Origin of the sequence: Pseudonocardia broussonetiae, from assembly GCF_013155125.1 — a bacterium.
Taxonomy (GTDB): Bacteria; Actinomycetota; Actinomycetes; order Mycobacteriales; family Pseudonocardiaceae; genus Pseudonocardia; species Pseudonocardia broussonetiae.
In genome coordinates, this window is the sequence record NZ_CP053564.1 from 3468371 (window position 1) to 3485257 (window position 16887).

General features: G+C 76.0%; 16 protein-coding genes and 1 pseudogene. 12 read left to right on the forward strand and 5 right to left on the reverse strand.

Annotated elements, in window-relative coordinates; genetic code table 11:
- The first annotated feature begins 109 nt into the window (after positions 1-109).
- Both HOP40_RS17130 and HOP40_RS17135 read left to right on the forward strand, forming a co-directional pair.
- Positions 110-493, forward strand: coding sequence for a helix-turn-helix domain-containing protein (locus HOP40_RS17130; protein ID WP_172159791.1), 384 nt, complete (start codon positions 110-112; stop codon positions 491-493).
- A gap of 210 nt (positions 494-703) precedes the next feature.
- Positions 704-1510 (forward strand): PspA/IM30 family protein, encoded by an 807-nt coding sequence (locus tag HOP40_RS17135; RefSeq protein WP_172159793.1) that lies wholly within the window; start codon positions 704-706, stop codon positions 1508-1510.
- A 499-nt stretch (positions 1511-2009) separates the two neighbouring features.
- Here the strand turns inward: HOP40_RS17135 and HOP40_RS35940 are convergent.
- Positions 2010-2804: pseudogene (locus tag HOP40_RS35940) on the reverse strand (DNA-formamidopyrimidine glycosylase family protein); the annotation flags it as partial.
- 222 nt (positions 2805-3026) lie between these two features.
- Between HOP40_RS35940 and HOP40_RS17145 the strand changes: the two are divergent.
- Genes HOP40_RS17145 through HOP40_RS17160 form a run of 4 tightly spaced genes read left to right on the forward strand, consistent with a single transcriptional unit; the run spans position 3027 to position 6596 of the window.
- Positions 3027-3947, forward strand: a complete 921-nt coding sequence (locus HOP40_RS17145) for an ABC transporter ATP-binding protein (protein ID WP_172159797.1) — start codon at positions 3027-3029, stop codon at positions 3945-3947.
- Positions 3944-4672, forward strand: a complete 729-nt coding sequence (locus HOP40_RS17150) for an ABC transporter permease (protein WP_172159799.1) — start codon at positions 3944-3946, stop codon at positions 4670-4672. The genes HOP40_RS17145 and HOP40_RS17150 overlap by 4 nt, the downstream gene beginning before the upstream one ends.
- A complete protein-coding gene (locus tag HOP40_RS17155; RefSeq protein ID WP_240157725.1) occupies positions 4663-5952 on the forward strand; it encodes a sensor histidine kinase in 1290 nt (429 codons plus the stop codon). The genes HOP40_RS17150 and HOP40_RS17155 overlap by 10 nt, the downstream gene beginning before the upstream one ends.
- Positions 5949-6596, forward strand: coding sequence for a response regulator (locus tag HOP40_RS17160; RefSeq protein ID WP_205347216.1), 648 nt, complete (start codon positions 5949-5951; stop codon positions 6594-6596). Before HOP40_RS17155 ends, HOP40_RS17160 begins: the two co-directional genes overlap by 4 nt.
- 401 nt (positions 6597-6997) lie before the next feature.
- Here the strand turns inward: HOP40_RS17160 and HOP40_RS36455 are convergent, their stop codons facing one another.
- The gene (locus HOP40_RS36455) at positions 6998-7735 is read right to left on the reverse strand and encodes a GNAT family N-acetyltransferase (protein WP_205347217.1); all 738 of its coding nucleotides are present in this window, start codon (positions 7733-7735) and stop codon (positions 6998-7000) included.
- A gap of 71 nt (positions 7736-7806) precedes the next feature.
- On the opposite strand from HOP40_RS36455, the gene HOP40_RS17170 reads away from it, so the two are divergent.
- The 3 genes from HOP40_RS17170 to HOP40_RS17180 are packed head-to-tail and all read left to right on the forward strand — an operon-like array spanning position 7807 to position 10202.
- Positions 7807-8133, forward strand: coding sequence for a DUF6412 domain-containing protein (locus tag HOP40_RS17170; RefSeq protein WP_172159801.1), 327 nt, complete (start codon positions 7807-7809; stop codon positions 8131-8133).
- A 60-nt stretch (positions 8134-8193) separates the two neighbouring features.
- Positions 8194-9132 (forward strand): membrane protein insertase YidC, encoded by a 939-nt coding sequence (gene yidC / locus HOP40_RS17175; protein ID WP_172159803.1) that lies wholly within the window; start codon positions 8194-8196, stop codon positions 9130-9132.
- Positions 9133-9173: 41 nt separating this feature from the next.
- Positions 9174-10202: a helix-turn-helix domain-containing protein gene (locus tag HOP40_RS17180; protein ID WP_172159805.1), complete on the forward strand. Its 1029-nt coding sequence runs from the start codon at positions 9174-9176 to the stop codon at positions 10200-10202.
- 1 nt (position 10203) lies between these two features.
- On the opposite strand, the gene HOP40_RS17185 is transcribed toward HOP40_RS17180, so the two are convergent.
- Positions 10204-11145 carry an alpha/beta hydrolase gene (locus tag HOP40_RS17185; RefSeq protein WP_172159807.1) on the reverse strand — a complete coding sequence of 314 codons (942 nt, stop codon included), beginning with the start codon at positions 11143-11145 and terminating at the stop codon, positions 10204-10206.
- Positions 11146-11177: 32 nt separating this feature from the next.
- Positions 11178-13121 (reverse strand): flavin-containing monooxygenase, encoded by a 1944-nt coding sequence (locus HOP40_RS17190; RefSeq protein ID WP_240157726.1) that lies wholly within the window; start codon positions 13119-13121, stop codon positions 11178-11180.
- Between the two features lie 108 nt (positions 13122-13229).
- Here HOP40_RS17190 and HOP40_RS17195 point away from each other — a divergent pair, with 108 nt between their 5' ends.
- From HOP40_RS17195 to HOP40_RS17205, 3 genes are read left to right on the forward strand one after another with little or no spacing between them, the layout of a single operon-like run.
- Complete coding sequence (locus HOP40_RS17195) at positions 13230-13868, forward strand: nitroreductase family protein (RefSeq protein ID WP_172159809.1); 639 nt, start codon at positions 13230-13232, stop codon at positions 13866-13868.
- Positions 13865-15397 carry a class I adenylate-forming enzyme family protein gene (locus HOP40_RS17200; RefSeq protein WP_172159811.1) on the forward strand — a complete coding sequence of 511 codons (1533 nt, stop codon included), beginning with the start codon at positions 13865-13867 and terminating at the stop codon, positions 15395-15397. Before HOP40_RS17195 ends, HOP40_RS17200 begins: the two co-directional genes overlap by 4 nt.
- Complete coding sequence (locus HOP40_RS17205; RefSeq protein ID WP_172159813.1) at positions 15394-16134, forward strand: TetR/AcrR family transcriptional regulator; 741 nt, start codon at positions 15394-15396, stop codon at positions 16132-16134. The genes HOP40_RS17200 and HOP40_RS17205 overlap by 4 nt, the downstream gene beginning before the upstream one ends.
- Here the strand turns inward: HOP40_RS17205 and yidD are convergent.
- Positions 16128-16835 (reverse strand): membrane protein insertion efficiency factor YidD, encoded by a 708-nt coding sequence (gene yidD / locus HOP40_RS17210; protein ID WP_172159815.1) that lies wholly within the window; start codon positions 16833-16835, stop codon positions 16128-16130. The genes HOP40_RS17205 and yidD overlap by 7 nt on opposite strands.
- Positions 16836-16887 lie beyond the last annotated feature (52 nt).

Here is a 16887-nt window from a genome sequence, read left to right on the forward strand (position 1 = left end):
GACGCCGCCGTTCGGGTCGAGGCGTGCGAGCCCCGGACTGGGTACGGTTGACCCACGGCCGGACACCGGCCGTGCGTTCGTGGTTCGTCGATCGGAGGATGCCGTGCTGATGCGAGAGGCGATCGGTGGCAGCCTCCGCCGGGCCCGTACGGGCCGGCGGCGCACCCTGCGCGACGTGTCGCGGCGGGCGCGCGTGAGCCTCGGATACCTCTCCGAGGTCGAGCGCGGGCGCAAGGAGCCCTCCAGCGAGCTGCTCGCCGCGATCTGCGACGCCCTCGACATCACGCTGTCCGACCTCCTGGGCGACGCCGCCGAGGCGCTGTCCGCCGCCGCGCTCGACGTCGTCGGCCGCCGCCCGGTGGGTCTGCGCCACACCGACCTCCGCATCGCCGGCGTCGACGAGCCCGCCACGGTCGCCGCGCCCGCGGGCATGCCGCTGGCCCCCGTCGCGCCCGTCCCGCTGCCGCAGCCGGTGGCCCGCGCCGCCGCCTGATCGCGCGGTCCACCCCGAGTACGGGCGCCCGCGCCCCCGGGCCGCTAGCCTGGATCTCGGGGAGCGCCCCGACACCGAGGTCGGGATCTTCCCGGATATCGTCGGCGCCCGGTGGAAGCCGGGCGGTGTGCAGTGCCACGATGGGGCGCAGCAGCGCACCGGCGGCCGGATCGGACAGCGCGTAGACGGCACCCGGAGGTAGCGGAAGAGATGGCCAACCCGTTCGTGAAGTCCTGGAAGTACCTCATGGCGCTGTTCTCGTCGAAGGTCGACGAGTACGCCGACCCGAAGGTGCAGATCCAGCAGGCCATCGAGGACGCCCAGCGCCAGCACCAGGCGCTGTCGCAGCAGGCGGCGGCCGTCATCGGCAACCAGCGCCAGCTGGAGATGAAGCTCAACCGCCAGCTCGGCGACATCGAGAAGCTGCAGGCCTCGGCCCGCCAGGCCCTCGTGCTCGCCGACCAGGCCCGCGCGGCCGGGGACGAGGTGAAGGCCGGGCAGTACGAGCAGTCCGCCCAGGCGTTCGCCACGCAGCTCGTCACCGCGGAGCAGTCCGTCGAGGACATGAAGACGCTGCACGACCAGTCGATCCAGGCCGCGGGCCAGGCGAAGCAGGCGGTCGAGCGCAACGCGATGATGCTGCAGCAGAAGATCGCCGAGCGCACGAAGCTGCTCAGCCAGCTCGAGCAGGCGAAGATGCAGGAGCAGGCCGCGGCGTCGCTGCGGCAGATGAGCGAGCTGGCCGCCCCGGGCAACACCCCCTCGCTGGAAGAGGTCCGGGAGAAGATCGAGCGGCGCTACGCCAACGCCCTCGGTGCGGGCGAGCTGGCGCAGAACTCGGTGCAGGGCCGCATGCTCGAGGTGCAGGCCTCCACGGCCGACATGGCCGGGGCGAGCCGCCTGGAGCAGATCCGGGCGTCGCTGCACGGCACGCCGGTGGCCGGTGAGGTCACGGCGGCCCCGACCCCCGCCTCCACCCCCCAGCTCGACAAGCAGCAGCAGCCCGGCACGGCCTGACGTCCCGCGCTCGACGACGCCGCCCTCCCTGACGGGAGGGCGGCGTCCTGCGTTCCGGCCCCCTGTGTCCCGCGCCCTCTCTGTTGCAGGAAGGCCACCTTGTGGACGGTTCACGGCATGAAGGTGGCCTTCCTGCAACGGGGTGGGGGCTGGGGGCTGGGCGACGGGATCCGCGCGAGTTCGCCGCGCCGCGCGAGTTCGCCGCCGCTGCCCGGGGAGTTCGCCGCTGTCGCCCGGCGAGTTCGCCGCTGAGCCGCGCGAGTTCGTCGCTGGTGTCCGGCGAGTTCGCCGCCGGCGTCCGGGGAGTCGCCGCGGCCCCGGCGGTCGGTGATCGCCACTTCGGCGCGTTCGGGGACGCATGTGGCCGGGAACGTGCCGAGCCGGTGATCTCCGGTCCTGCGGGCGGAGGTCGTACGCGATCGGCCAACACCCCGTGCCCGATCCGCAAACTCGGCGGGAGGGTCAGCGGCGGCGGGGGGCGCGGCGGGGGGTGGGGGGCCGGGGCGGGGCCGGGCTGGCACACCGGGCACCAGTAGGACAGGCGGGCGTAGACGCTCTCGCCCTGCTCGGCCACGCGGATCCGGGTGCCGCACCGGCGGCAGCGCTGGCCGCCGCGCTCGAAGACCCAGTGCTGGTTGCGGCCGAGGTCGCCGGTGGTGGACTGCTCGGGGCGGTCGGCGTTGCGCAGCAGCAGCTCGCGGGACAGGGCGATGACGGCCGCGGGGTCGGGGACGTCGCGGGTGAGCGTCCACGGCGAGATCCCGCGCAGGAAGCAGACCTCGGTCTTGTAGAGGTTGCCGACGCCCGCCATCACCCGCTGCTCCAGCAGCACCGGCCCGATCTCGGAGTCGCCGCGCGCGGTGAGGCGGCGCAGGGCCTCGGCGGCGTGGGCGTCGGACCAGTCGGGGTCGAGCAGGTCGGGGCCGAGGTGCCCGACCAGCCGCGACTCGTCGGCGGTGGGCAGCAGCTCCATGTCGTGCAGCGCGAACCCGACGGCGACGCGCTCCGCGGTCGCCAGGACCGCCCGCGCCTCGTACGCCGGACGCTGCCACGACATGCCGGGCCGGTAGAGGTGCCACGAGCCGTCCATGCGGAAGTGGCTGTGCAGGCTGCGGCCGTCGTCGAAGCGGGTGAACAGGTGCTTGCCCACCGACGCGACGCCCGTGACGGTCCGGCCGGTGAGGTCGTGCTCGGCGAGGCGGGGGTGGCGCAGCTCCCCGCGCACGAGCGTCTCGCCGGTGAGCGCGGCCCGCAGGCGCTTCCCGGCCAGGTAGACGGTGTCACCCTCAGGCACGGACCGAACCTAGTCCGGGCGGCGCCGGCCCGCCCGGCTCGCGCGCGACGAGACCCCGACTCACGCGCAGCGAGAGCCCGACTCGCGCGCCACGAGACCCCGACTCGCGCACAACGAGAGCCCGACTCGCGGGGAGGTGAGGTGCGGGGTCCACCGATCGGTTGACCGGCCCCGCCTCCGCGGTCGATCCGCCCGGCGCCGCGGCCGCGCAGGATCGTTCCCATGGCCGTCATCGAGGTGCAGGACCTGCACAAGCGCTACCGCGACCACGTCGCCGTGCACGACGTGTCCTTCACCGTCGAGGAGGGCGAGGTCTTCGGCGTGCTCGGGCCGAACGGGGCCGGGAAGACCACGACCGTCGAGTGCGTCGGCGGGCTCCGCCGCCCCGACGGCGGCCGCGTCTCGGTGTGCGGGCTCGACCCCCGCCGCGACCGCGCCGCCGTCCGCGAGATCCTCGGCATCCAGCTCCAGGCGAGCGAGCTGCCCGACAAGCTGCGGGTGCGCGAGGCCGTCGAGCTGTTCGCGTCGTTCTACCCGGCCCCCGCCGACCCCGGCACGCTCATCGAGCGCTGGGGCCTCGCGGACAAGCGCGAGACCCCCTTCGGCCAGCTGTCGGGCGGGCAGAAGCAGCGGCTGTCGATCGTGCTGGCGCTCGTCGGCAACCCGCGCGTCGCCATCCTCGACGAGCTCACCACCGGCCTCGACCCGCAGGCCCGCCGCGACACCTGGGACGCGATCGAGCAGATCCGCGACTCCGGCGTCACGGTCGTGCTCGTCACGCACTTCATGGAGGAGGCCGAGCGCCTCTGCGACCGCCTCGCCGTGATCGACGGGGGCCGCGTCGTCGCGCTCGACACCCCGTCCGGGCTGGTCGCCGCCCTGCCCGCGGGCCAGACCCTGCGCTTCCGCGCCGACGTCGACGACCCGGACGACCGGTTCGACGCCGTGCTCACCGCGCTGCCGCAGGTGCGCACGGTCACCCGCCGCGGCGCCCGGATCGAGGTCACCGGCCACGGCGACCTGCTCACGGCCGTCACCTCCGCCCTCGCCGCCCGCGGGGTCGTCCCCGTCGACCTGCGCCTGGAGCAGGCCGACCTCGACGACGCCTTCCTGGCGCTCACCGGCACGAAGGGAACCCGATGACCACCGTCCTCGCCCGCACCGAGCTGCGCCTGTTCCTGCGGGACCCGGCCACCACGCTGTTCGGGATCCTGCTGCCGGCCGCGATCCTCACCGGCCTGGGTTCGATCCCGGCGCTGCGGGAGCCGGCGGAGGTGTTCGGCGGTCTGCGGTTCACCGAGTACTTCGCGCCGTCGCTGCTGGCCGTCAGCATCGCCGTGCTCGGCCTGCAGACCCTGCCGGTCGGGCTCGCGACCTACCGCGAGAAGGGCGTGCTGCGCCGCCTGTCGACGACGCCGGTGCGCCCACAGGCCGTGATCGTCGCGCAGCTGCTCATCAACCTGGTGACGGCGGCGGCGGGCTCGCTGCTCATGGTCGCGGTCGCCGTCGGCGTGTTCGACGTGCCCGCGCCCCGGCACCCGCTCGGCTTCGCGGCGGCGTTCCTGCTGGGGACCTCGGCGGTGTTCGCGCTCGGGCTGGTCGTCGCCGGGGTCGCGCCGCGCGCCCGCACCGCGACGGCGATCGGCACGGTCCTGTTCATGCTCACCCAGTTCTTCGCGGGGGTGTACCTGCCGAAGTTCCTGCTGCCCGAGCCCGTCGTGGCGATCGGGGCGTACGTGCCGCCGGGCATCACGGCCTTCCAGGACGCCTGGACCGGCGCCGGTCCGCAGCCGGTGCAGCTCCTCGTGATGGCGCTCGTGGCCGTTGCGGCGACCGCGGTCGCGGCTAGGTTCTTCCGGTGGGAGTGACCACGGAGCCCGAACCCGTCGACATCGGCGCCCGCGTCGAGTGGGCGATCGGCCGCTACGGGCCGTTCGCCGGCCTGGCGATCGGCAGCGCGATCACCGCGGCCACGCAGACCGTGAGCGGCCCCGCGGCGAGGCCGCTCGCGGCGCTGGTGGCGGCCGCCGCGGTCTGGGCGTACGTGCTGGCGTTCCGGACGAGCGCACCGGCGGCGGGCGACTGCGGTCGGCCGCGCGTGCGGGCGTCGGACCCGCGGGTGGGTCCCGTCTACGTCGTGGTCCTCCTCCTGCTGACCGCCGCGCTGGTGCACCTCTCGCCCTGGTTCGCCTTCCTGGCCCTCGCCGGGTACGCCCACTCCTACGAGTACCTGCGCGGACGCTGGCGCTACGTCGGCATCGCCGCGATGGCGGTGCTGCACGCCTACGGAACCATCGGGGGCGGCCTGAACGAGCTCGGTCCGCTCCTGGTCGTCGCGTGGGCGGTCATCACGGTGCTGATCGCCACCGTCGCGACCACCTTCACCGTGATGGGCGCCCGGACCGCCGAGCTGTCGCAGCGCCGGGCCCGGACCATCGCGGACCTCAACGAGACCAACCGGCGCCTCGCCGAGAGCCTCGACGAGAACGCCGAGCTGCACACCCGGCTGCTCGCCCAGGCTCGCGAGGCCGGCGTCTCCGACGAGCGGGCGCGGATGGCGCGCGAGATCCACGACACCCTCGCCCAGGGCCTGACCGGCATCGTCACGCAGCTGGAGGCGGCCGACAGCGCCGACGAGGCGGCGCGGCGCCGGCACGTCGACACCGCCCGCGCGCTCGCCCGCGAGAGCCTGACCGAGGCCCGCCGCTCCGTCGACGCGCTGGCCCCCGGCCGCCTCGCCGGGGCCCGCCTGCCCGACGCGATCACCGACATGGCCAAGGAGTGGGCGGAGACGGCGGAGGTGGGCGTGCACGTGGAGGTCACGGGCGACCCGGTGCCGCTGCTGCCCGACATCGAGGTGACGCTCTACCGCGTGGCGCAGGAGTCGCTGGCCAACGTGGGCAGGCACGCGGGCGCGACCCGCGCCGGGCTGACGCTGTCCTACATGGACGACGTCGTGGTGCTCGACGTGCGTGACGACGGCACCGGCTTCGATCCCACCGCCGCCAGGACCGGGTTCGGCCTCACCGCGATGGAGCAGCGGGTCCGGCGGGTGTCGGGCACGTTCACGGTCGAGAGCGCGCCGGGCGACGGCACGGCGATCAGCGCGAGCGTGCCGGCGATCCCGGCGGAACGGGGCGAGGCGTGATCCGCGTGATGGTCGTCGACGACCACCCGGTGGTCCGCGACGGACTGCGCGGGGTGCTCGACGCGGAGCCGGACATGGAGGTCGTCGGCGAGGCCGGGCACGGGGCGGAGGCGCTGGCCCGCGTCGCCGCCGCCGCGCCCGACGTCGTCCTCATGGACCTGCGGATGCCGGTGATGGGCGGCGTCGACGCCATCCGGGAGCTGCGCCGCGCGGCCCCGGCGGTGCGCGTCCTGGTGCTCACGACGTTCGACACCGACCGTGACGTCCTGCCCGCCGTCGAGGCCGGCGCCACCGGCTACCTCCTCAAGGACACCCCGCGCGACGAGCTCCTGCGCGCCGTCCGCGCCGCGCACCGGGGCGAGGCCGTGCTCTCGCCCGCCGTCGCCGGGCGCCTGATGGGGCAGGTCCGTGGGGTCGGGCGGGGTGGCGGCACCGCCGACGCCCTGAGCGCGCGCGAGATGGAGGTGCTGCGGTTCGTGGCGGCCGGGTCCACCAACCGCGAGACCGCCCGCGCCCTGTTCATCAGCGAGGCGACGGTGAAGACCCACCTGCTTCACGTCTACGCGAAGCTGGAGGTGCGGGACCGGGCCTCGGCGGTGGCCGCGGCGTACCAGCGGGGCCTGCTGAGGGCGGACCAGGAGTAGCGGCCCGCCCCGGCCTCGCCCGCCCCGCCCCGCCCCCCGCCCCCCGCGCCGCCCCCCGCCCGCCCCGCCGCCCTGCCCCGCCCCGCCCCGCCCCGCCCCGCCCCGCCCCCCCCCCTGCGAGTGACAGTGGAGTGGCTTTACTGGCGTCCAGTGGCAGTAAAGCCACTCCACTGTCACTTGGACGGGGGCGCGTGGGCGAGTGGGCGGGGGCGGAGGGCGCGGGCCGGGCGCGCGGGGAGCGCGGGAGGGCGCGCGAGGAGGGCGCGCGAGGAGGGCGCGCGAGGAGGGCGGGCGGAGGCGCGTGGGGGAGGGCGAAGTGCGGCGGTGGGTGGGTTTGGCAAGGGCTCGGGGTGGGGCGGGGGCGGTCGGCGGGCGCGCGCGGGTGCGGAGGCGGCGGGCGGTCAGTCCGGCACCGGCACCCCCAGGGCGTGCAGCACCCCCTCCCCGACCCCCACGAACCCCAGCCGCGCCGCCACCGCCCGGCTCGCGAGGTTGGGCGGGGAGGTGGTCCAGGTCGGTGTCCGCCCCCGCGCGCGGACGTCGTGCACCACCGCGGCCGCGCAGGCCGTCGACAGCCCCCGCCCCCGGAACGCCGGATCGGTGACGACGCCGATGTCCTCGTAGCGCTCGCCCCGGTAGAACGGGACGGCCACCGACACCGCCCGCCCGTCCACGACGACCGCCCGCGCCACCCCGGCCGCCGCGAGCGCCGCCGCCCCGCCCCAGGTGTCGTGGATCCAGGCGCTGCCGGGGTCGAGCGCGGCGAGGGCATCGACGTCGGCGGGGCCCAGCAACCGGGCGTCGGACCGGGGGACCGGCACCGACGCGGGGAGCTCGGCGAACAGCCGGCGCCACGTCCCGACGTGCGGGTCGGCGCCGGTCAGGAGCGGTCGCCAGTGCCCGGGGGCGTCGACGAACCCGGCGACGCCGGCGAGGTCGTCGGGGGTGAGGGCGTCGGGATCGCCGCCCAGGGCGTGGTTGCCGCCGGGCAGCGTGACGAGCGCGGCGCGCGGGTCCGGCCACCGGTCGACCCGCGCGCACCCGACGCCGGTGGCCGCGGCGTGGGCGTGGATCAGGGGCCCGGGTCGCTCGGGCGGGAACAGCGGCGCGAGGAGGCGGACGTCGGGCGCGGTGAGCACGCGCGCCACCGTGCCCCGCCGCCGTGCCGCAGGCCAGCCGTTTCCCGCCCACGCCGGGGTACCGTGGCCGCATGCGGGACGCGCGGGCGCGGGTGGGCGGGTCGGTCCTGCTCCTGTGCGCGCTGCTGTTCTCCGTCCTGCTCGACGCCGGGCTCCTCGACGCGGGCCCCGACGGCGGCGGCTCGTCGCTCGTGCTCGGCGCGGTCGGCGCGCTGCTGCTGGCCTGGGGGGTCGCGCACCCCGCGGTGCCGCCGTCGGCGCTGGTCACCGGACCGGCCGTCGCCGCCCGCGAGCGCCGCCGTGCGCTGGCCCGCCGCGCCGTGCCCCGCCAGCGCGACCCCGACGCCGCGGGCCGCACCCGTTCACGCGCCCCGGCGGACCCGTTCCCGGCGGTGTAGCTGCTCGACGCTCCTGCCGGACACGCGTCCCCCGTCCCGGCTGCCCCCGGAGTGTCTCCCGTGCTCGATCCGATCTACTACGCCGTGTCCGCCGTCATGTGGGCGTGGCACCAGCTCTTCGCCCTGCTGCTCGGCCCGTCCAGCGGCCTGGGCTGGGCGCTGTCCGTCGTCTTCCTCGTCCTCACCCTGCGCGCCGTCATGATCAAACCGTTCCTCGCGTCGGTGCGGTCGGGGCGCGCGATGCGCGCGCTGGCCCCGCGGATGGCCGAGCTGAAGACCCGCCACGGCGACGACCGCGCCGCGCTCGCCCGCGCCACCCAGGACCTCCAGCGGGAGCACGGGGTGAGCGCCCTCGGCGGCTGCCTGCCCGCGCTGCTGCAGATCCCCGTGTTCGTCGGCCTGCTGCACGTGCTGCACGGCTTCAACCGCGCCGGCCTGTCGTTCGAGCAGAACGCCGCGATCGCCAACTACGTCTTCCCGCCCGGCGACGTCCGCTCGTTCCTGGAGGCGCGGCTGTTCGGCGCGCCGCTGTCGTCCTACCTGTCGATGCCGCAGGACCTGCTCGACTCCTTCGGCGCCCACGTCGACCGCTGGGAGGTCGCGGCCGTCGCGCTGCCGCTGATGGTGGTCGCGGCGGTCGCCACGCACGTCACGGCCCGGCACTCGCTCGCGCGCCAGACCGCGCCCACCGGCCCCGCCGCGTCGGTCCTGCGCCTGACGCCGTGGATCTTCCCGCTCGGCGCGCTGGTCGGCGGCCTGTTCTTCCCGTTCCCGGTCGCGATCCTGCTGTACTGGCTGACCAACAACGTGTGGACGCTCGTGCAGCAGCACGTCGTCCTCACCCGCCTCGACGCCGCCGGCCCGCCGGTGCCGGTCGCCCCCGCCCCCGCCCCGGCACCCGCGCCGATCCCGGGCCCGAAGCCGATCAGGCGGGCCGCGCCCCGCAGGCACCCCTCGGGCCACCGGCCCAGCCGCAAGCGGGGCCGCGCCCGGGCCTGAGCGGGTTCCCGCGACGACCGGCGCGCCGTAGCGTCGCCGCGATGGAGGGTCTGCTGCTGCGCCTGTCCGCCGTCGACGCCGACGCGGAGGCCGCGGTGCGCGTCATCGCCTGGTTCGACGCCCTGGTGGAGCGGGGTGCGACGCTGCCCGCACTGGTCCGGGCCACGGCCGCGCTCGCGGAGTGCCCGGCCGCGCTCGTGCGGCCCGCCGAGCCGGTCCTGCGCTCCGGTCCGGACGGGCGGCCGGTCGCCGAGGCCGCGGCGTCGGGGGAGGTGGCGCTGCCCGGCGGCGGCTCGGTCCGCCTGGAGCGCGACGGTCCGCCCGGCCCGTTCGACGAGCTGGTGCTGGAGCGGTTCGCGCTGTCCGCGCGCCTGCTCGGCGCCGTCCCCGCGGCCCCGCACCTCGCCGACCCAGCGCTCGTCGAGCTGGTGCTCTCGGGGCGGGAGGCCGAGGAGGACCGCTCCCGCGCGCTGCACCTGCTGGGCCTGGAGCCCGGGCGGCCGCTGCGCGTCGCGGCCCTGGAGCCCGGGGCCGACCTGCGCGCGCTCGCCACCGGCACCGGGCACGCCGTCCGCGCCGCGGAGGTCGGCGGGGTCGTCGCCGCGCTGCTGCAGGCCCGGGGCGGCACCGGCACCGTCGACGCCCTGCGCGCGGCGCTCGACGGCGGCCCCCGCGGCGGGCTGGGCGGGGCGGTCGCGGCGCTGGACGCCGGGACCTCCTGGCGTCAGGCCCGCCTGGCCCTGCGCTTCGCCGACGCCCCCGGCGAGCTCGTCGACCACGACGCGCTCGGCGCCCCGGCGCTGCTCGCCGAGGTCCCGTCCGCCGTGCTGGCGGCCCACCCCGACGTCGTGGCGCTCGCCGCGCTGCCCGCCCTCGACCTCGCGACGCTCGACGCCTTCTGCCGCACCGGCTCCCTGCGCGGCGCCGCCGCGGCGCTGCACCTGCACCACAGCTCCGTGGCGGGCCGCCTCGCGCACGTCCAGGCCGCCGTCGGCTGGACCCTCGACGACCCCGCCGGCCGGTTCCGCGCCCGCTGCGCGCTGCTGGCGCACCGGCTCGCGCGCGCCTGAGCTAGAGACCCAACCCCCGCGCCAGCACGGTCGTCTCCTCGGCGTGCTCGCGCTGCGACACGGCCGCGTGCCGGGCCAGCCCCGACCCGTGGAACGTGCCGGGGAACAGGTGCAGCTCGACGGTCACGCCCGCGGCGAGCAGGGCCAAGGCGTAGGCGATGCCCTCGTCGCGCAGCGGGTCGAAGTGCATCGCCGACACGTACGCCGGGGGCAGCCCGGACAGGTCGGTGGCCCGGGCCGGAGCGGCGTAGGGCGACACGCCGTCGGTCCCGGGCACGCCGGCGCCGAGGTAGGAGGTCCAGCTGACGACGGCGCGGGCACGGTTCCAGATCGGGGTGTCGGTGAACGCGGTCATCGACGGCGTCGTCAGGCGGTCGTCGACCTCGGGGACGCCGAGGTACTGGAACGCGATCGACGGGCCGCCGCGGTCGCGCGCCAGCAGGGTCAGCCCCGCGGCGAGCCCGCCGCCCGCGCTCACCCCGTGCACGGCGATGCGCTCCGGGTCGACGCCCAGCTCCGCGGCGTTCTTCGCGGTCCACACCAGCCCGGCGTAGACGTCCTCGAGCGGGCCGGGAAACGGGGTCTCCGGCGCGAGCCGGTAGTCCACCGACACCACGACGACGCCGAGCTCGCGGGCGATCTCCAGGTTGCGGGCGTGGTCGGTCTCGAGGTCGCCGAGGACGAAGCCCCCGCCGTGCACGTCGTAGACGGCCGCCGGCGCGGCGACGCGCTCGGGCCGGTACACGCGCAGGCGGACGTCGGGCGCCCCCTCCGGCCCGGGCGCCGACACCTCCTCGACCCGCACGCCGGTCGCGTCCGGCGCGCCGAGCTGGGCCACCAGGGCCGTCATGCTCGCGCGGGCGGAGGGCAGGTCGGTCAGGTCGAGCTGCGGGAGCATCGGCACGACGGCGGCGAGCTCCGGGTCGATCGCGTGGCTGGTCATGCCCTGATCCTGCGCGACGGCGGTGACCGCGGTCACCCGCCGGGCGTCGGGTGTCCGGGCGCGTGCACCCGACTCCTGCGCGGCTCGACCACCAGCTCGGACCAGTCGACCTCGCGCGTCATCCGCCAGTAGTCGACGATCCGCCACGGCATGGCGCAGACGACCCGGCCCGCGGGGTTGCGGTACCAGTTCCGCATGCCGGGGTGCGTCCAGATCATGGCGTCGTGCGCGGCGTCGTGGCGGGCGGCGTAGTCGGCGTGCGCCTCGGGCGTGATCTCGACGGTGCCGTAGCCGCGCTCGGCCATCGTCGTGATCGCGTCGACGATCCACCGCACCTGGCACTCGGCGACGGTGATGTAGCTGCCGCCGTGGCCCAGCACGGTGCCCGGGCCGCAGGTCAGGAACAGGTTGGGGAACCCGGCGACGGTGATCCCGAGGTGCGCGTCGGCGTCGTCGGGGCCCCAGACGTCGGCCAGGACGGCGCCGTCGCGGCCGCGGACGTCCATCGGCCAGAGCTGTCGCGTCGTCTCGAACCCGGTGCACAGCACGATCACGTCGGCCTCGACCTCGGTGCCGTCGGCGGCGCGCAGGCCCGTGGCAGTGACCGCCGCGACCGGCTGCGTCACCAGGTCGACGTCGTCGCGGCGCAGGGCGGCGAACCAGCCGTTGTCGAGCAGCATCCGCTTGCCGAACGGCGGGTAGTCGGGCAGCGCGCGCTCCAGCAGGTCCTCGCGCCCGTCGAGCTCGGACTGCAGGTAGCGGGTGAACACGCGGCGGTGGCCGTCGTTGACCGCGTTGACCGAGCGCTCGGGGTGCTCCCAGTCGGGGTCGACCTGCAGCGCCGGGTGCACGCGGTCCCCGGTGTTCCAGGACAGCCGCGTGCGGTACCAGCGGCGGTAGAACGGCACGTGCGCGAGCAGCAGCCGCGCACCTTCGGCGACCTCGGAGAAGTAGACGTCGTTCGGTGCGGCCCACTGCGCGGAGCGCTGGAACACCGTGACGTGCCCGGCCCTCCCGGCGATCGCGGGCACGATCTGCATCGCGCTCGCCCCGGTGCCGACGACGGCGACGCGCTTGCCGGTGACGTCGAGGTCCTCGGGCCAGCGCGCGGAGTGGAACAGCGGTCCGCGGAACTCCGCGAGCCCGGGCAGGTCGGGCACCTTCGGCCGGTTGAGCTGGCCCACCGCCGTGATGACGACGTCGGCCTCGAGCACCTCGCCCGCCGTCGTCGTCACCGTCCAGCCCTGGTCGTGCTGGTGCGCGCTCGCCACCTCGACGCCGAAGCGGACGGTGCGGCGCAGGTCGTGCGCGTCGGCGACGGAGCGCAGGTAGTCGAGCACCTCGTCGCGCTTGCCGAAGTGCGTCGACCACTGCCGCGGCGCGAAGGAGTACGAGTACAGGTGGCTCGGGGTGTCGACGCCCGCGCCGGGGTAGGCGTTCTCCAGCCAGGTGCCGCCGACGTCGAGGTTCTTCTCGAGCACGACCGGCTCGATCCCGGCCTCGCGCAGCTTGATCGCGGCGAGCATCCCGGAGACGCCCGCCCCGATGACGACGACGCGCAGGTCGGTGTCGACGCGGCGCGGGGGCTCGTCGCGGAAGCCCATGTCGGCCGCGGTCATCGGCTCGTACTCCGCGCCGACCTCCTCCCCGACGGCCAGGCTCATCAGCGCGACGAGGTCGTCACCGGTCGGGGCGGGCACGGCGGGCGGGCGGCCGGCGGCCCAGTCGAGCACCGCCTCGACGGCCGCCGCGCGGATCTGCTCCTGGACCTCCGGCGGGAAGCCCCCGGAGTCGTTGTCCTCCATGCCGCGGCTGCGCGTCGGGCGGTAGGGGTCGGCGAGCCAGCGCGGGTCGCCGGTGAGCTGGAAGAGCACGGCCACCAGCGTCGGCAGGTTGGCGTCGAGCATCGCGGCGGCGAGCGCCTCGCGCCCGGGCACGGCGGACGGCACGGGCTCGGTCAGGGCGTCGTCGCTCACCCGACCGAGCCTAACCGTGGTTAGGGAATTGCGGAAGACGGACGCTTGACCTGCATCACATCCGCCACCATGCTGCCTACTCCACCTCACAGCGGACAGGGAGCAGCGATGGAGCTGACCGAGGCGATGCGCACCACCGGCACGTGCCGCTACTTCCGACCCGACCCGGTGCCCGACGAGGTGCTCCGCGCCGCGTTCGACGTGGCCCGCTTCGGGCCGCAGGGCGGCAACCGCCAGCCGGTCCGCTGGGTCGTCGTGCGCGAGCCCGCGACCAAGCAGGCGCTGGCCGACCTGTACCTGCCGCTCTGGAAGGCGTACTTCAACGCGATCTCCAGCGGTGACGTCAACGTCGGCGCGCTGCCCAAGACCGTCACCGACGCCGACTTCTTCGCCGAGCACCTCGCCGAGGTGCCCGCGATCGTCGTCGCGTGCGCGGAGCTCGACGGCCTGCACCCCACCGACACCGAGCTCGGCCGGCTCTCCGTCGTCGGCGGCGGATCGATCTACCCGACCGTGCAGAACCTCTGCCTCGCGCTGCGCGACCAGGGCGTCGGCACCGCGTTCACCACGCTGCTGTGCATCGAGGAGCCGAAGGTGCGCGAGCTGCTGGCGATACCGGAGGGCTTCATCACCGCCGCGCACATCGCCGTCGGCTACCCGGAGAAGCCGTTCCCGACCAAGCTCACCCGCACGCCGGTGGACGAGATCGTGTACGCCGAGTCGTTCGCGAAGCCCCTGTTCGCATGACCGGCACGCTCGCCCCGCAGCACCGCTCGCCGATCGGCCGCGCCACGATCGGCGACCAACTCCGCCGTCACGCCCGCACGCAGCCGGGCAAGGTCGCGTTCGTCAGCTACACCCCCGACCGGGTCGAGACGACGTACGGCGAGCTCGACGCCCGGGCCAACCGGTTCGCGCACCTGCTCGCCGGGCGCGGGGTGGGCCGCGGCGACGTCGTCGCGGCGATGGCGCGCAACTCCGTCGACGTGGTCGCGGCCTACTACGGCGCGCTCAAGCTCGGTGCGGCGTTCACCGTGGTCAACCCGATGCTGCGCGAGCACGAGGTGGCCTGGCAGCTCGACCACGCGCGGCCCGCGGCCGTGCTCGTCGCCCCGGAGTTCGCGGGCGCCGTGCCCGGGGAGCCCGTGGTGCTCGGGCCGGGCCTGGAGGCGGAGCTGGGCGCGCAGCCCGACACCGAGCCCGAGGCCGAGGTCGACGAGCACGACGTCGCCATGCTGGTCTACACCAGCGGCACGACCGCCGAGCCCAAGGGCGTGCTCATCCCGCACCGCAACTACCTGATCTCCACCGCGCCGGCGTGGAGCTGGGGGCTGCAGACCGGGCCGGACGACACGTGGCTGTTCGTCATGCCGTTCTTCACGATCGCCGGGCTCGGGTCGATGACGACGCTGACACTGATGGGCGCCACGCTCGTGCTGCCCGCGACGGTCGAGCCGGCGAGCGCGCTGGAGATCGTCGCGCGCGAGGGCGTCACGGTGATCGCGCAGACGCCCACGTTCTACCTCGCGCTCGCCGCGCAGCCCGGCTTCGGTCCCGACGCCGTCGGGGCCGTCCGGCGGTGCATGACCTACGGCGGGCAGGTCGCCCCGGCGGCGGTCGAGGCGTGGTCGGCGGCCGCGCCCGACGCCCGGTGGGGCACCTACTGGGGCCAGTCCGAGCTCTCGCAGCTCGGCACGGTCGGCTGGTTCGCCACCCTCGACGACGTCCCCGGCGGCGACCCGTCGTGGATCGGGCGGCCGGTCACGCACCTGGAGACCCGCGTCGTCGACGAGAACGACGACGACGCGGAGGTCGGCGAGCTGATCTGCCGCTCGCCCTCGGTCATGCTCGGCTACCACCGCGAGCCCGAGCGCACCGCCGCGGTGCTGCGCGACGGCTGGCTGCGCACCGGCGACATCGTCCGCGTCGACGACGCGGGCAACCTGTTCTTCGCCGACCGCAAGGGCGACATGATCAAGTCCGGCGGGATGAACGTGTCGTCGCAGGAGGTGGAGCGGGTCCTGCACACGCACCCCGCCGTGCTGCGCGCCGCGGTCGTCGGCCGGCCCGACCCGTACTGGTCGGAGGCCGTCACGGCGTTCGTCGTCGTGAAGCCGGGGGAGAGCCCCGACCCGGCCGAGGTCGTCGCGTTCTGCCGCGAGCGGCTCGCGACGTTCAAGGCGCCCAAGGCGGTGCACCTCGTCGACGCGCTGCCGGTCGACGCCCAGGGCAAGGTGCTCAAGCGGGAGCTGCGCAAGGTGGAGCTGCCGGCGTGAGCGCGCCCGGGGCGCCGGCCGCCGGCGGGGCACCCGGCCGGCCGGGGGCCCCGTCCGCAGGCGGGGCACCCGCCGGGTCGGCGTCCGGTCCGCCCGCCCGCCCGGCCGGCGCCTCCTCCGCCCCGCCCGCTCGGGCGGCGGCCGTCGGAGGTCGGGGCGCAGCCCGGCGCGAGCAGATCGTCACCGCCGCGGCGCGGATCTTCGCCGAGCAGGGCTACGCCGCCGTCGGCATGCGGGAGATCGCCGACGCCGTCGGCATCCGCGGGGCCAGCCTCTACCACCACTTCGCGGCCAAGGAGGAGATCCTCTACGCGATCTGCCTGACGGTCACCGAGGAGCCCAACACCCTCAACCTGCCCCTGCTCGACGCCGCCGGCACCCCCTCGCAGCGGCTCGCCGCGCTCGTGCGCGCGCACCTCGAGCACCTGCACCGCCGCCGCGTCGAGCACCTCGTCGGCCTACACGAGATGGCCGCGCTGACGCCGGAGCACCGGGCGGTCGTCGACGACCACCGCCGCTACTACCAGCGCCGCGTCCGCGGGTGCGTCGCCGCGGGGGCGGCGTCGGGGGAGTTCGCGGTGCCCGACGCCCGGCTGGCCGCCTTCGCCATCTGCGACATGCTCAACGGCTTCTCGCACTGGTTCCACGACGACCGCGACCTCTGCCTCGACGACGTCGTCGAGGGCTACGTCGACCTGGTCGTCGGGCGGCTGCTCGGGTCGCCGGACTTCTACTGAGCCCTGCCCCCGGTCGTGCCGGTCGTGCCGGTCGTGCCGCAGTCGCGCACCCGCCGGGCGGCCGCCACCAGGCCCCGGCGCGCGCCGCGCTCCTGCACGGCGGCGAGGGCGAACGCGCTGCAGCTCGGCGTCGACGGGCAGCGGGGCGTGAACCGGGTGAGCCGGCGTCGGTAGAGCCGGATCAGGCCGCGGGCCAGCGCGCTGCCGCCGCGGTCGGGCAGTACCGCCGCGGCCAGCAGGAGCAGGGTCGAGAGCCGGGTGATCGCGAGCAGCGAGAGGTTGCAGTCGCACCCGTCGCAGCTGTCGCACGCGCCGCCTCCCGAGCGTCCGCCGGAGCCGCCACCGCAGCCCCACCCGCTGCCGCTCCCACCGCCCCGGCTGCTCCCTCCGCCGCCGGACGGCCCGGACACCCCGGACGATCCCGACCCGCGCGAGCCCCCGCCGGGCCAGCCGTCGCAGCCCCACCCGCCGCTGCCGCCGTCGGAGCGCCCGCCGGAGGTGCGGCCGCGGCCGAGACCGGTGGGCACCCCCAGGCCCGACCCGGCCTCGACCACGTCCGCCGCCCCCTCGACGGCGTCGCTCGCGTCCTCCCGCTGCTCCTGGCGCCGCCGGGCGGCCTCCTCCTGCCGCCGGCGGCGCTCCTCCTCCTCGCGCCGCCGACGCCGCTGCGCCGGGGTCTCGTCACCGGGACCGGCCCGCATACCGCCTCCTCGTCCGTTCGCTCCGGCGGAAGTCTGCCGCACGGCGGGCGGG

What these genes read in the sequence shown, in the direction of transcription:
- HOP40_RS17135 (WP_172159793.1), top strand. Translation starts at nt 704, where the DNA reads ATGGCCAACCCGTTCGTGAAGTCCTGGAAGTACCTCATGGCGCTGTTC.
- HOP40_RS17195 (WP_172159809.1), top strand. Translation starts at nt 13,230, where the DNA reads ATGGAGCTGACCGAGGCGATGCGCACCACCGGCACGTGCCGCTACTTC.
- yidD (WP_172159815.1), bottom strand. Translation starts at nt 16,835, where the DNA reads ATGCGGGCCGGTCCCGGTGACGAGACCCCGGCGCAGCGGCGTCGGCGG.
- HOP40_RS17200 (WP_172159811.1), top strand. Translation starts at nt 13,865, where the DNA reads ATGACCGGCACGCTCGCCCCGCAGCACCGCTCGCCGATCGGCCGCGCC.
- HOP40_RS17185 (WP_172159807.1), bottom strand. Translation starts at nt 11,145, where the DNA reads ATGACCAGCCACGCGATCGACCCGGAGCTCGCCGCCGTCGTGCCGATG.
- HOP40_RS17170 (WP_172159801.1), top strand. Translation starts at nt 7,807, where the DNA reads ATGCGGGACGCGCGGGCGCGGGTGGGCGGGTCGGTCCTGCTCCTGTGC.
- HOP40_RS17180 (WP_172159805.1), top strand. Translation starts at nt 9,174, where the DNA reads ATGGAGGGTCTGCTGCTGCGCCTGTCCGCCGTCGACGCCGACGCGGAG.
- HOP40_RS17130 (WP_172159791.1), top strand. Translation starts at nt 110, where the DNA reads ATGCGAGAGGCGATCGGTGGCAGCCTCCGCCGGGCCCGTACGGGCCGG.
- HOP40_RS17150 (WP_172159799.1), top strand. Translation starts at nt 3,944, where the DNA reads ATGACCACCGTCCTCGCCCGCACCGAGCTGCGCCTGTTCCTGCGGGAC.
- HOP40_RS17145 (WP_172159797.1), top strand. Translation starts at nt 3,027, where the DNA reads ATGGCCGTCATCGAGGTGCAGGACCTGCACAAGCGCTACCGCGACCAC.